This is a genomic window from Streptomyces sp. NPDC005648 (assembly GCF_040605395.1).
Lineage (GTDB): Bacteria > Actinomycetota > Actinomycetes > Streptomycetales > Streptomycetaceae > Streptomyces.
In genome coordinates, this window is the sequence record NZ_JBEXCS010000032.1 from 55276 (window position 1) to 68151 (window position 12876).

General features: G+C 70.8%; 11 protein-coding genes. 8 read left to right on the top strand and 3 right to left on the bottom strand.

Annotated elements, in window-relative coordinates:
* Positions 1-23 precede the first annotated feature (23 nt).
* Complete coding sequence (locus ABZT17_RS20050; RefSeq protein WP_356350665.1) at positions 24-332, top strand: hypothetical protein; 309 nt, start codon at positions 24-26, stop codon at positions 330-332.
* Between the two features lie 10 nt (positions 333-342).
* The gene (locus tag ABZT17_RS20055) at positions 343-1056 is read left to right on the top strand and encodes a class III extradiol dioxygenase subunit B-like domain-containing protein (protein WP_356350667.1); all 714 of its coding nucleotides are present in this window, start codon (positions 343-345) and stop codon (positions 1054-1056) included.
* Between the two features lie 144 nt (positions 1057-1200).
* Here ABZT17_RS20055 and ABZT17_RS20060 read toward each other — a convergent pair whose 3' ends face one another.
* Together ABZT17_RS20060 and ABZT17_RS20065 are read right to left on the bottom strand one after the other, a co-directional pair.
* On the bottom strand, positions 1201-1470 hold the full coding sequence (locus ABZT17_RS20060; RefSeq protein ID WP_356350668.1) for an antitoxin: 270 nt from the start codon (positions 1468-1470) through the stop codon (positions 1201-1203).
* 62 nt (positions 1471-1532) lie between these two features.
* The gene (locus ABZT17_RS20065; RefSeq protein WP_356350669.1) at positions 1533-1808 is read right to left on the bottom strand and encodes a hypothetical protein; all 276 of its coding nucleotides are present in this window, start codon (positions 1806-1808) and stop codon (positions 1533-1535) included.
* A gap of 181 nt (positions 1809-1989) precedes the next feature.
* On the opposite strand from ABZT17_RS20065, the gene miaA reads away from it, so the two are divergent.
* The 6 genes from miaA (at position 1990) to hflX (ending at position 10226) form a co-directional block, all read left to right on the top strand.
* Positions 1990-2928, top strand: a complete 939-nt coding sequence (gene miaA, locus ABZT17_RS20070) for a tRNA (adenosine(37)-N6)-dimethylallyltransferase MiaA (RefSeq protein WP_356350671.1) — start codon at positions 1990-1992, stop codon at positions 2926-2928.
* Between the two features lie 108 nt (positions 2929-3036).
* Positions 3037-3534: a hypothetical protein gene (locus tag ABZT17_RS20075; protein ID WP_356350707.1), complete on the top strand. Its 498-nt coding sequence runs from the start codon at positions 3037-3039 to the stop codon at positions 3532-3534.
* 113 nt (positions 3535-3647) lie between these two features.
* Positions 3648-4523 (top strand): diaminopimelate epimerase, encoded by an 876-nt coding sequence (gene dapF, locus ABZT17_RS20080; protein ID WP_356350673.1) that lies wholly within the window; start codon positions 3648-3650, stop codon positions 4521-4523.
* Positions 4524-4820: 297 nt separating this feature from the next.
* Positions 4821-6938, top strand: a complete 2118-nt coding sequence (locus ABZT17_RS20085; protein ID WP_356350675.1) for an HD domain-containing protein — start codon at positions 4821-4823, stop codon at positions 6936-6938.
* Between the two features lie 98 nt (positions 6939-7036).
* Positions 7037-8527 (top strand): M1 family metallopeptidase, encoded by a 1491-nt coding sequence (locus ABZT17_RS20090; protein WP_356350677.1) that lies wholly within the window; start codon positions 7037-7039, stop codon positions 8525-8527.
* A gap of 205 nt (positions 8528-8732) precedes the next feature.
* Positions 8733-10226: a GTPase HflX gene (hflX, locus tag ABZT17_RS20095; protein WP_356350678.1), complete on the top strand. Its 1494-nt coding sequence runs from the start codon at positions 8733-8735 to the stop codon at positions 10224-10226.
* A gap of 129 nt (positions 10227-10355) precedes the next feature.
* Here hflX and ABZT17_RS20100 read toward each other — a convergent pair whose 3' ends face one another.
* Complete coding sequence (locus ABZT17_RS20100) at positions 10356-11588, bottom strand: hypothetical protein (RefSeq protein WP_356350679.1); 1233 nt, start codon at positions 11586-11588, stop codon at positions 10356-10358.
* Positions 11589-12876: the final 1288 nt, after the last annotated feature.

Below are 12876 nucleotides of genomic sequence, written 5' to 3' on the forward strand. Positions count from 1 at the left end.
GGGCGGCACAGGGAGGCGGGGGCATGGGGCGCTGGGTGGTGGTCGTCGACCGCCATTTGGGAAACCAGTACGACCTGAACGAGGTGGCGCGCTTCGAGGGCACCGTGGAGGAGGCCCGGGCTCGCCTGTACGAGATCGCCTGCAACCACCGCCCGGGCGTCGCCCTGCGCCAGAAGCGCCGGCAGGTCTACCGGGTCGGGGACGGAGAGTCCTACTACGTGAGCATCGAAGGCGTGATGTCCACACAGCGTGTGGTGTACCGGCTCGCCGAGCTGGTGTGGGGCACGGATCCGGACTCCGCGTCCGAGTCCTGGCCCTGGACCTGGGGCTAGGCTGCCGATCATGCTTGTCGCCGCAGCCGTCTGCCCCTGCCCGCCCCTCCTCGTGCCGGACGTCGCCGCGGGCGCCGCGCCCGAGCTGGACGCCGCGCGTGCCGCCTGCACGGACGCGCTCGGGCTGCTGGCCGCCGCCCGTCCGGACCTGCTGGTGGCGGTGGGCCCGGCCGTGCCGAGCGGGCGCGGGACGCACCCGCAGGGCACGCCGGGGTCCTTCCGCGGGTTCGGGGTGGACGTCGACGTACGGCTGGGCGCGGGGCAGGGCACGGAGGGCGGGCCGGAGCTGCCGCCCTCGCTCGCCGTCGCCGCATGGCTGCTGGAGCGGACCGGGTGGGCCGATGCACCGGTCGAGGGACTCGGTGTGGGGGAACCCCTCGCGGCCGAGCGGTGTATCCAAGTCGGAAGGGACATCGCCGCCCGGGCCGAGCGGGTGGCGCTGCTGGTGATGGGCGACGCCAGCGCCTGCCGCACGCTCAAGGCACCCGGTTACCTCGACGAGCGCGCGGCACCCTTCGACGCGGAGGTCGCACGGGCGCTGGGGGCGGCGGACGTGGCGGCCGTGAAGGCACTCGACGCCGAGCTGGCGTACGAGCTGAAGGCATCGGGCCGCGCCCCCTGGCAGGTCCTCGCGGGCGCGGCCGAGGACGCGGACCTCGCCGGCGCGCTGCTGTACGAGGACGCGCCGTACGGGGTGGGGTACCTGGTCGCGACCTGGTCGTAGGGCCGTCGTCGCATGGGGGCCCCTCGTATGGGCTCCCATGCATGGGGGCGCCGTCGCAACCCGGAAACGGCGGACGGCCGGGAGCCTCCGTGGCTCCGCGGCCGTGCTGCCGATGTGCCGTGCTGCCGATGTGCCGTGCCGCCGTCAGGGAGCCGGCCGTGTCGAGGTGTCCGGCGGTACCGCCCCGCCGTCCGCTCCCGCGTCGCCCTTGTGCGCGAGTCGGTCCATGGCGCCCTTGGCCTTGCCGGTCCCGGTCTGGATCCTGCCGCTGTACTTGCCCTTGGTCTTCTCGTCCACGACCTTGGCGGCCTTGTCGAGACCGTGCGAGATCTTGTCCCCGTGCTGCTGCGCGAGGCCGGAGACCTTGTCCTTGGCCGGGGAGAGCTTGGCCTTCAGATTGTTCAGGAGACCCATGGTCCACCTTCCCTGTAGCCCGGGTCCGGTTTCGCTCCCGGGGGTACCCGCGCACGGCGCGGTTACGTGCGGGCGCCCTCGCCGGCCTCGCTGTCGGCCGCCTCCTCGGCGGACTGCTGCTTGGGGATCTCGACGCCCTCGCCCGAGTCGGCCTCGGCGGTCTCCGCCGCCTTCTCCTCGGCCTCGGTCCGCTCCACGACTCCGGCCTCGGCCGACCCCTTCGCCTCTGCCGCCTCCTCCGCCGCGGGTTCGGCCGTCGGTGCACCGGCCTGAGCCTCGGCGGCTGACGCCTCCTGCGTAGCCTTCGACCTCCGGAGAAGTCGTGCGAAAACGCCCATATCCACTCCATACGTTACTCGTGCGGGGGAAATCCCGCGTCGTCCGGTGCGTCCGTTTGCGTCGCCCGGGTCGCCGTCTCCCGAAACCGGCGACGGAACCTCGCAACGGGCAACGACGCCGGTCACGCCCCGTCACGTAACTCGTTCGAGGACACTGCCCGGGGTTTGCGAGACTGGTGCGGTGAGCAGCGCACCCTCCGCCCCCCGAGTCATCGCCGTCGTCGGACCGACCGCGGCCGGAAAGTCCGATCTGGGCGTCTTTCTCGCCCAGCGACTGGGCGGTGAGGTCGTCAACGCCGACTCCATGCAGCTCTACCTGGGGATGGACATCGGCACCGCCAAGCTGACGCCCGAGGAGCGCGGCGGTGTCCCGCACCACCTCCTGGACATCTGGGACGTCACGGTCACGGCCTCGGTCGCCGAGTACCAGAGACTGGCCCGGGAGCGGATCGACGCCCTGCTCGCCCAGGGCCGCTGGCCGATCCTCGTCGGCGGCTCCGGCCTTTACGTCCGGGGGGCCGTCGACAACCTGGAGTTCCCCGGCACGGACCCCGAGGTCAGGGCGCGTCTGGAGGACGAGCTCACCCTGCGCGGGTCGGGCGCGCTGCACGCGCGTCTCGCCGCCGCCGATCCCGAGGCCGCGCAGGCGATCCTGCCGAGCAACGGCCGCCGTATCGTCCGTGCCCTCGAAGTGATCGAGATCACCGGCAAACCCTTCACCGCCAATCTCCCGGGCCATGACTCGGTCTACGACACCGTCCAGATCGGTGTCGACGTGGCCCGCCCCGAGCTCGACGAGCGCATCGCCCGCCGCGTCGACCGGATGTGGGACGCCGGACTGGTCGACGAGGTGCGCGCGCTGGAGGCGCGAGGTCTGCGCGAGGGGCGCACGGCGTCCCGCGCGCTGGGCTACCAGCAGGTGCTCGCGGCGCTCTCGGGGGAGTGCACGCTGGAGGAGGCGCGCATCGAGACCGTCCGTGCCACCAAGCGCTTCGCGCGCCGACAGGATTCGTGGTTCAGGCGCGATCCCCGGGTGCACTGGTTGAGTGGGGCTGCGGCGCATCTCACAGAACTTCCGCAGCTCGCACTGGCGTTGGTCGAACGACCGGTCACAGCCTGATCACGTCATGGCATCGGGACGCTCCGGCTGCCATCCGGGCCTCCGGTGCCGTGCCATCATCGTGCTTCGATCGACCAAGTGGAGTCCTAGTTGGGAGGGCGCGTGGCGATGGAGGCCGGCCCTCGCGACACCGCACAAGGCACCGAGCCCCTCACCGTCGACAGCGGTGAAACGGAGCAGGACGGCGACCGTCTGAGCCCCGACGGGCCGGACGAGGGCGGTGTGACCGCCGACGGCCCCGAGCCCGAGGAGATGTTCCCGGGCGGCCCCGAGGTCGAGGTCGAGCTGCGCCCGCAGCGCCGTCTGCGCATCTGGCAGCTCGCCCCCATCGTGGCCCTGGCCGCGGTCGGCTCCCTGATGTTCGCCTTCCCGCTCGCCTTCGACTTCGGCGACAGCGGTGCGGTGATCGCCATGCTGGGCCTGCTGATCTGCTCCTGCGCGGCAGGCTGGGGCATGATGGCGGCGCGCCGCGTGGGTTACACGTGGCCCGGACTTCCGCAGCGGGGTTCCGGCAGACGGCCCGACTGGCGGGTGGTCCTGGCGTACGTGGTCGTGGTCGCCGCCGTGGTGGTGCTCGCGGTCTGGCGCGTGGCCAGGCTGCGCTAGCGTCCCGAGGGGGGCGCGGGGCCGTACTACTGGATCTGCGGCTGCCGCCGGATGGGGGCGGCCGGTCTCCACGGGCCTGCGGGCGGGATACGGCCTTCCCTTACGATCGACGCATGAGCCCGCGCACGCGTACCGCCTTTCTCAAGGGCCACGGCACCGAGAACGACTTCGTGATCATCCCGGACCCCGGGAACACCCTCGACCTCCCCCCGGCCACCGTCGCCGCCCTCTGCGACCGACGCGCGGGCATCGGAGGCGACGGGCTCCTCCATGTGGTCCGGTCCGCCGCCCACCCCGAGGCCCGGCACATGGCGGACGAGGCCGAGTGGTTCATGGACTACCGCAACGGCGACGGCTCGATCGCCGAGATGTGCGGCAACGGCGTGCGCGTCTTCGCGCGCTACCTCCAGCGCGCCGGTCACACCACCGAGGGCGACCTCGCCATCGCCACCCGTGGCGGCATCAAGACCGTGCACATCGCCAAGGAGGGCGACATCACGGTCGGCATGGGCAGGGCCCGCCTCCCCGAGGAGAGCGTCACCGTGAGCGTGGGCGAGCGGAGTTGGCCCGCCGCCAACGTGAACATGGGCAACCCGCACGCCGTCGCCTTCGTGGACGATCTCGCGCACGCCGGTCCCCTCCACGACCCGCCGCCCTTCAGCCCCGCCTCCGTCTACCCGGATGGCGTGAACGTCGAGTTCGTGGTCGACCGCGGCCCCTCCCACGTCGCCCTGCGCGTGCACGAGCGCGGCTCCGGGGAGACCCGCTCGTGCGGCACGGGCGCGTGCGCGGTCGCCGTGGCCGCCGCGCGCAGGGACGGCGCCGACCCGGCCGTCACCGGCTCCCCGGTGACGTACACCGTCGACGTGCCCGGGGGGACCCTCGTGATCACCGAGCGGCCCGACGGTGAGATCGAGATGACCGGTCCGGCGGTGATCGTCGCCGAAGGCGAGATCGACAACGACTGGCTGGAATCGTTCGCCGGCTGAGCGGGCGACGGCTTGGGATCGCAGGCATCCGTGCCGGATGGTGCAGGTGTCAACTACTGAGGCGGCAACCGGGCGTTCAAAAGCACGGGCGCTCGCCATTAACCTGGCGCGAAACCGTAAACCTCAAAACCATCGCTCGAATGGGTGATCCGTTTCACGCTCGGCGAGAGGCGGTCGGACGCACGTGATGGGCTCGGTAGCATCAAGCACCGGCCCGGACGGGGGACCGTTGCCATCCCCTGAGCCGTGTCCGCCCTGGGGCACCCCGTCCGCCGGTCCACGCAGCCGGAGGTGCCCATGAGTGCGGAGGCCACGAATCCCGCCACGTCAGGTTCGGTAGCGGGCCCTGCCGCCCGCTGGAGGGCGCGGATCGACCTGCGCCGCCTCGGGCGTGCGGCCCTGCTCGGCCCCACCGCCCGTGACCGGCTGCCCGACGCCATCGGCCATGTCGTGGACGCCCACCGCGCCCACCACCCGAGCGCCGACCTCGACCCCCTGCGCCGTGCCTACGTCCTCGCCGAATCCTCGCACCGCGGCCAGATGCGCAAGAGCGGTGAGCCGTACATCACCCACCCCCTCGCGGTGACCCTCATCCTCGCCGAACTCGGCGCGGAGACCACGACCCTGACGGCCTCTCTGCTCCACGACACCGTCGAGGACACCGACGTGACGCTCGATCAGGTCGGCGAGCAGTTCGGCGAGGAAGTGCGCTACCTCGTCGACGGCGTCACCAAGTTGGAGAAGGTCGACTACGGCGCCGCCGCCGAGCCCGAGACCTTCCGCAAGATGCTCGTCGCCACCGGCAGCGACGTCCGCGTGATGTCGATCAAACTCGCCGACCGGCTGCACAACATGCGCACCCTGGGCGTCATGCGCCCCGAGAAACAGGCGCGCATCGCCAAGGTCACCCGTGACGTCCTCATCCCGCTCGCCGAACGGCTCGGCGTACAGGCACTCAAGACCGAGCTGGAGGACCTCGTCTTCGCGATCCTGCATCCCGAGGAGTACGAGCACACACGCGAGTTGATCGTCGACAACGCCTCCCGCGCCGAGGACCCCCTCGCCGAGATCGCCGACGAGGTGCGCGGCCATCTGCGCGAGGCCGACATCCAGGCCGAAGTCCTCATCCGGCCACGGCACTTCGTCTCCGTCCACCGCGTCGCCCGCAAGCGCGGCGAACTGCGCGGCGCCGACTTCGGACGGCTGCTGGTGCTGGTCAACGAGGACGCGGACTGTTACGGCGTCCTCGGCGAACTGCACACCTGTATGACGCCCGTCGTCTCGGAGTTCAAGGACTTCATCGCCGTACCGAAGTTCAACCTGTACCAGTCGCTGCACACCGCGGTCGCCCGGGGCGACGGCCAGGTCGCCGAAGTCCTCATCCGCACGCACCAGATGCACCAGGTCGCCGAGGCCGGCGTCATCGCGCTAGGCAACCCGTACGCGCCCGCCCCCGCCGCGCCGGCGGACGGCGAGCGCGTCGACCCCACCAAGCCCGGCTGGCTCTCCCGCCTCCTCGACTGGCAGGAGGCCGCACCCGACCCGGACACCTTCTGGTCGACCCTGCGCGAGGACCTCGCCCAGGACCGCGAGATCACCGTCTTCCGCCCCGACGGCGGCACCCTCGGCCTGCCCGACGGCGCCACCTGCGTGGACGCCGCGTACGCGCAGTACGGCGAGGACGCGCACGCGTGCATCGGCGCCCGCGTGAACGGCCGTCTGGCGACCCTGAGCACGGTTCTCAGGGACGGCGACACCGTTCAGCTCCTCATGGGCCAGGACCCGGCCTCCGAGCCCTCCAGGGAGTGGCTGGAGCACGCCCACACTCCCGCGGCCCGTATCGCCATCCAGCGGTGGCTGGCGACCCACCCCACGGAGGACGACCCGGGAGAAGCCGAACAACCGGCGTCCGTCCCCCGCCCCGCCCCGGAGGGCTCGCTCGCGCGCCCCCACCCCGAAGTCATCGTCGACCACCCCGGCGCGACCGTCCGTCTCGCCGGCTGCTGCACTCCCGTGCCCCCCGACGAGGTCACCGGCTTCGCCGTCCGCGGTGGCGTGGTCACCGTGCACCGCGTGGAGTGCTCCGCCGTGGCGCGCATGAAGAGCGGGGGGCGTGCGGAGGTCGGCGTGCGCTGGGGGGACACCACCGGGTGTCGGGTCACCCTGCTCGCCGAATCGTTCGGCCGCCCGCACCTCCTGGCCGACCTCACCGAGGCCATGGCTCTGGAAGGTGCCGAGATCGTCTCCGCCACGATCGAGCCCCCGGACCGGCAGCGCGTCCGGCACTCGTACACCGTCGAACTCCCCGACGCGGCCCTCCTGCCCGGACTGATGCGCGCCATGCGCAACGTCCCGGGTGTGTACGACGTGAGCCGCGCGCAGCCGCAGACGCCGTCCCAGACGCCGGGAGCGTGAGCCACCCGCAGGTGTCGGCCCGGCCGTGATCCACCCCTTCGGGTGGGCCGGTCGCGCGTCGTCGTCGCCACGCGCGCGTGCGCTGGTAGCGGTGGGGCATGCCGCTCACCCCCCGCGTCGGAGCCCGCCGTCTGAAGGCGACCGCGCTCCTCGCCTCCGCCGTCTCCGTCTGCCTCCTCGCCGCGAGCGCCCCGCCGGCCCCCCTGGGCGTCGGCGACCGCCTCTTCCCGTACCTCGGCAACCCCGGATACGACGTGGCGTCGTACGACCTCTCCTTCACCTATCCCGGGACCAACAGCAAGCCGCTTCAGGCGGTCACCACGATCGACGCCTGGACGACCGAGGACCTGGACCGGATCAACCTCGACTTCGCGCACGGCACGGTCGAGTCGGTCGAGGTCGACGGCGAACCCGCGACCTTCGCCAGTGCCGGAGAGGATCTCGTCGTCACCCCCCAGGAACCGCTCCAGGAGGGCAGCTGGACCCGGATCACCGTCCGCCACACCAGCGACCCGGCGGCCCCCGGCGACGAGGACGGTGGCTGGGTCCGCACCGCGGACGGCCTCGCCATGGCCAATCAGGCGGACGCCGCGCACCTGGTGTTCCCGTGCAACGACCACCCCTCCGACAAGGCGATGTTCACCATCAGGGTCACGGCACCCAACGGCTACACCGTCGTGGCCAACGGCCTGCCGACCGGCGTCGACCGCGTCGGAACGTCGACGACCTGGACCTACCGCACCCGGCACCCCATGGCCACCGAGCTCGCCCAGGTCTCCATCGGCCGCTCCACCGTGCTGCGCCGCGAGGGCCCGCACGGCCTGCCCGTACGCGATGTCGTGCCCACCAAGGACGTCAAGCAGCTGGAACCCTGGCTGGCCAGGACACCCGAGCAGATCGCCTGGATGGAGAGCAAGGTCGGCCCGTACCCCTTCGAGACGTACGGCGTACTCATGGCCGAGGCGACCACCGGCTTCGAGCTGGAGACCCAGACACTGTCCCTCTTCGAGAAGGACCTCTTCACCGAGCCCGGCTACCCCGCGTGGTACATCGAGTCGATCATGGTGCACGAGCTCTCCCACCAGTGGTTCGGTGACAGCGTCAGCCCGCGCGCGTGGTCCGATCTGTGGCTCAACGAGGGGCACGCCACCTGGTACGAGGCCCTGTACGCGGAGGAGAGGGCGCACCGCCCCATGGAGGCGCGCATGAAGGCCGCGTACGCCGTCTCCGACCGCTGGCGCGCCGCCGGCGGACCGCCCGCCGCCCCCAAGCCTCCCGCGCCCGGCCAGAAGATCAGCATCTTCCGCCCGAACGTCTACGACGGCGCCGCCCTCGCCCTCTACGCGCTGCGCCAGGAGATCGGCCGCGACTACTTCGAGCACCTGGAGCGCGCCTGGGTGACCACACACCGCGACGGCACGGCCACCACCGCCGACTTCGAGCACCTCGCCTCCGAGATCTCCGGACGCGACCTCAGCGCCTTCTTCAAGGCCTGGCTCTACGGCGAGAAGACCCCGCCGATGCCCGGCCACCCGGACTGGAAGCAGGCCCAGGCCACCAAGGCGGCGCCGGGCTCCAGGACCAGATAAGACGGTGCCCAGCGGCAATCAACACGGTGCCCACCGGGCAAATAAGACGGTGCTGACCGGGCAAATAAGACGGTGACGAGACATCCCGTGCCGTGCGACCATCTTCGGGTCGGCGCGGCACGGGACACGGGAATCTTCCGGGGTGCTCGTGCGTTGCAGTCAGTGACGGTCGCCGATCCGGCATCCCCAACGACGTAAGGACCCAATGACCTCCTCTTCATCCCCTTCCCAGGACACGCAGCGTTTCGCGCACACATACGCCGAAGGTCTCCGGGCCGATGCCCTGATGGAAGAGGACGTCGCCTGGAGCCACGAGATCGACGGAGAGCGGGACGGCGAGCAGTTCGACCGCTCCGAGCGCGCGGCCCTGCGCCGTGTGGCCGGCCTCTCCACCGAGCTCGAGGACGTCACCGAGGTCGAGTACCGCCAGCTCCGTCTGGAGCGGGTCGTCCTCGTCGGCGTCTGGACCTCGGGGACCGTACAGGACGCGGAGAACTCCCTCGCGGAGCTCGCCGCCCTCGCGGAGACCGCCGGCGCGCTCGTGCTCGACGGTGTGATCCAGCGCCGCGACAAGCCCGACGCGGCCACCTACATCGGCTCCGGCAAGGCCACCGAGCTCCGGGACATCGTCCTGGACAGCGGCGCCGACACCGTGATCTGCGACGGTGAGCTCAGCCCGGGCCAGCTCATCCACCTCGAAGACGTGGTCAAGGTCAAGGTCATCGACCGTACGGCCCTGATCCTCGACATCTTCGCCCAGCACGCCAAGTCCCGAGAGGGCAAGGCGCAGGTCGCGCTCGCGCAGATGCAGTACATGCTGCCGAGGCTCCGAGGCTGGGGTCAATCGCTGTCCCGACAGATGGGCGGCGGCAAGGGCGGCGGCCTCGCCACCCGTGGTCCGGGTGAGACCAAGATCGAGACGGACCGTCGTCGGATCCGCGAGAAGATGGCGAAGATGCGCCGTGAGATCGCGGAGATGAAGACCGGCCGTGAGATCAAGCGCCAGGAGCGCAAGCGCAACAGGGTGCCGTCCGTCGCCATCGCGGGCTACACCAACGCGGGCAAGTCCTCCCTGCTCAACCGCCTGACCGGCGCCGGTGTCCTGGTCGAGAACGCCCTGTTCGCGACCCTGGACCCGACCGTCCGCAGGGCGGAGACCCCGAGCGGCCGCCTGTACACGCTGGCCGACACGGTCGGTTTTGTACGGCACCTGCCGCACCACCTGGTCGAGGCGTTCCGCTCCACCATGGAGGAGGTCGGCGAGTCCGACCTGATCCTGCACGTGGTGGACGGCTCGCACCCGAACCCGGAGGAGCAGCTGGCCGCCGTACGCGAGGTGATCAGGGACGTCGGCGCCACCGGCGTACCCGAGATCGTCGTGATCAACAAGGCGGACGCGGCCGACCCGCTGACACTGCAGCGGCTGATGCGGATCGAGAAGCGTTCGATCGCGGTCTCGGCCCGTACCGGCCGGGGCATCCAGGAGCTGCTCGCGCTCATCGACAACGAGTTGCCGCGGCCGTCCGTCGAGATCGAGGCGCTCGTGCCGTACACCCACGGCAAGCTGGTCGCCCGTGCGCACGACGAGGGCGAGGTGATCTCCGAGGAGCACACCCCGGAGGGCACCCTGCTGAAGGTCCGCGTCCACGAGGAACTGGCGGCGGACCTGGCACCGTACGTGCCCGTTCCGACGGTCTGACCCCCGGCTCCACCGCGCAACCGCTCGTACGAAGGCCCGCCCCCCTGCTGATGGGGGGCGGGCCTTCGCGTGCCGTGACACTGGTGTCACCTCATCGGTCACTGTGGTTCGCTCGTGGCTGCCGTTCGGTCAGCGACCGGCGAACTTCTTGCTCACCGCTTCGTACACGCCCTTGGCCACGCTCCCCAGCCGAGGACCGGCCAGCCAGCCCGAAGTCACCGGGCCGATCGAGGTGTTGGACACCAGCGCGGGCCTGCCGTCCGAGCCCGTCTCCACCCAACCGCCACCGGAGGAGCCACCGGTCATGGTGCAGCCGATGCGGTACATCGTCGGGTCCGAGGCGTTGAGCGACAGCCGTCCCGGCTTGTCCGTGCACCGGTACAGCAACTGGCCGTCGAACGGCGCGGCGGCCGGATAGCCGGTCGCGGTGATGCTGGAAACCTTCGGTACGGCCGGGGCGTTGAAGTTGACGGGCAGTGCCGAACCGACCGTCTCCTCCAGCGACTTGCCGTTACCGCCCTTCTCCGGTGTCACATGAAGGACCGCATAGTCGTACGAGGCACCCGCCCCGCCCGTCTCGTCGCCCTGCTCGATCCACTGCTGGGAGGTCTTCACCCAGTCCGCCCACCAGACACCGTAGGGAGCGACCACGTCCCGGCCGGCGTTCTGCACCTGACGGGCCGGCTTGCCCGAGTTGTTGTACGACGGCACGAAGGCGATGTTGCGGTACCAGCCGCCGTTCTTGCCGGCGTGCACACAGTGCCCCGCCGTCCAGATCAGATTGGACTTGCCCGGGTGGGCCGGGTCCTCCACGACGGTCGCCGAGCAGACCATCGTGCCCTGGGGGGAGTCGAAGAACACCTTGCCGGCCGTCGCCGCGTTGGCGTGGTACGTAGGCGCCACAGCCTTCGCGTCCACCGCCGCGGGCTCCGGGTCGGTCACGCCCTGGTCACCCGAGAGGTCGTTCTTGTCGACGCTCTTGTCCGGGTCGTTGGCACGGCGCATTCGGTCCGCGTCCCACAGGCCCTTGATGATCGGGTTGATGAACTCGTCGGCCTCGCGCAGCCAGTCGTCCTTGTTCCAGTTCTTCCAGGCGCCGTGCTTCCACTTGTCGATGTCGATCCCGTGCTCTTTGAGCTTCTGCCGGATGTCGTCCGGAATCTTGATCTTGCCGTCGCCACTGCTCCCGGTGTCGGTCGCGGAGGCGGAGGCCTGGCCGCCCGCCTTGTCGTCACCGGAGTTGCAGGCGGTGGCGGTCACCGCCATCACCGAGACGAGGGCAACGGCGGCCAGCACGGGGGAGGTTCTGCGATGCCCACCCCTGTCTCGCCGACTGCGGAACGACGGTCGTGTGGATCGCATGATCTGAACTCCCCCTGAGCGGAACTAACTGGGCCTTCCAAGGAACGGCAACACACCTTATGCGCTGCCTGTGAGTGCGCGCCGACGGGACGGCAACGGTTTCGCTACGGGCGGTCTGATCAGCGGGTTCCGCCGGGAGAGAGGGATGTGACTGAGCCTTGTTCTGGGGATTGGCGGGGGCGATGTGGGGCGGATGGGCGGGTGGCGGTGGTGGCGGTGGCGGTGGCGGTGGCGGTGGCGGAGATTTTGTGCCGAACGGCTGGGGTGGGGTTCTGCGGGGCGAGGTGGGTCAGTGGGTCGGTAGTTCGGAGGTGCGCTCATTCGGTGGGTCGGTGGGTCGGTGGGTCGGTGGGTCGGTGGGTCGGTGGGTCGGTGGGTCGGTGGGGCTGTGGTGTGACGGTAAGGATCTTGGGGCTACCCGTAACCCCGCTGGCCATGACGGGTTGGTAGCGGTGGGGGGCCTGCTGTCCGTGAGCGGTCCTCTGTGCCTGTGTGGGCGGGAGGACTGGGAGCCGTGGCCGGGTCTGGATGGGGGAGGAGCGCGTCCGAGGGAGCGGTCGGGGGCCGTGTGACCTACGGAGCCGACGGAAGCTGCGCCGACGGGAGTCGGGCCGGCGAGGACCGGCCCGTCGGCACGGTGCCGGTTGCCCGGCGGCCCGCGCATGCCGGAATCCTGCGTCGTCAGTCGGCACATGAGACGGCGGCACGCACCTACGCCCGTGCCCTTCCGATCGTTCCTGTGCACGCCCGGGGAGCCGCCGTACTCGACGGACTGGTTGACGCCGTGGAGGCGATAGCCCGCGCTCAGCGCCGCCGAAGGCCAGTCGTCCGCCAACCGCGCAGGCTGGATTGGACAGTTGACACCTCCACATGGGTGCGTCCCGTCCGGCCGACCCAGTAAGCCGACGCTCCGGTCCGTCACTTCACGAAGCACGAACCACGAGCTGCGATCAGAGCAACCCCGCGAGGACCACCACGTTGAACAACACTCCTGCATCGGACCCAGGCATGCACTCGGTCGACCAGAGCCTCTCCGGCGAGCCCAGCAGGGCTCAGCTCTCCATCGCGCCGAACACCACGGAACCGCCCCACCAGCAGAGCACAGGCACCGCCGACCTGGGGCAGGAGAGGGTCCCCGAGCAGCGAAGCGGTCCCGCAACCACTGACCCGACCCCCGTCACCGCGTTCCGCCCGGCTCACCAGACGGCTGCCGAGCCTCGCCACCAGGCAGGTGCAGAGCCAGGCCATCACAGGACTGCCGAGCCAGGCCATCACAGGGCTGTTGAGC

Coding starts and splice junctions, on each gene's coding strand:
- ABZT17_RS20050 (WP_356350665.1), top strand. CDS start 24: ATGGGGCGCTGGGTGGTGGTCGTCGACCGCCATTTGGGAAACCAGTAC.
- ABZT17_RS20055 (WP_356350667.1), top strand. CDS start 343: ATGCTTGTCGCCGCAGCCGTCTGCCCCTGCCCGCCCCTCCTCGTGCCG.
- ABZT17_RS20060 (WP_356350668.1), bottom strand. CDS start 1,470: ATGGGTCTCCTGAACAATCTGAAGGCCAAGCTCTCCCCGGCCAAGGAC.
- ABZT17_RS20065 (WP_356350669.1), bottom strand. CDS start 1,808: ATGGGCGTTTTCGCACGACTTCTCCGGAGGTCGAAGGCTACGCAGGAG.
- ABZT17_RS20075 (WP_356350707.1), top strand. CDS start 3,037: ATGGAGGCCGGCCCTCGCGACACCGCACAAGGCACCGAGCCCCTCACC.
- dapF (WP_356350673.1), top strand. CDS start 3,648: ATGAGCCCGCGCACGCGTACCGCCTTTCTCAAGGGCCACGGCACCGAG.
- ABZT17_RS20085 (WP_356350675.1), top strand. CDS start 4,821: ATGAGTGCGGAGGCCACGAATCCCGCCACGTCAGGTTCGGTAGCGGGC.
- ABZT17_RS20090 (WP_356350677.1), top strand. CDS start 7,037: ATGCCGCTCACCCCCCGCGTCGGAGCCCGCCGTCTGAAGGCGACCGCG.
- hflX (WP_356350678.1), top strand. CDS start 8,733: ATGACCTCCTCTTCATCCCCTTCCCAGGACACGCAGCGTTTCGCGCAC.
- ABZT17_RS20100 (WP_356350679.1), bottom strand. CDS start 11,588: ATGCGATCCACACGACCGTCGTTCCGCAGTCGGCGAGACAGGGGTGGG.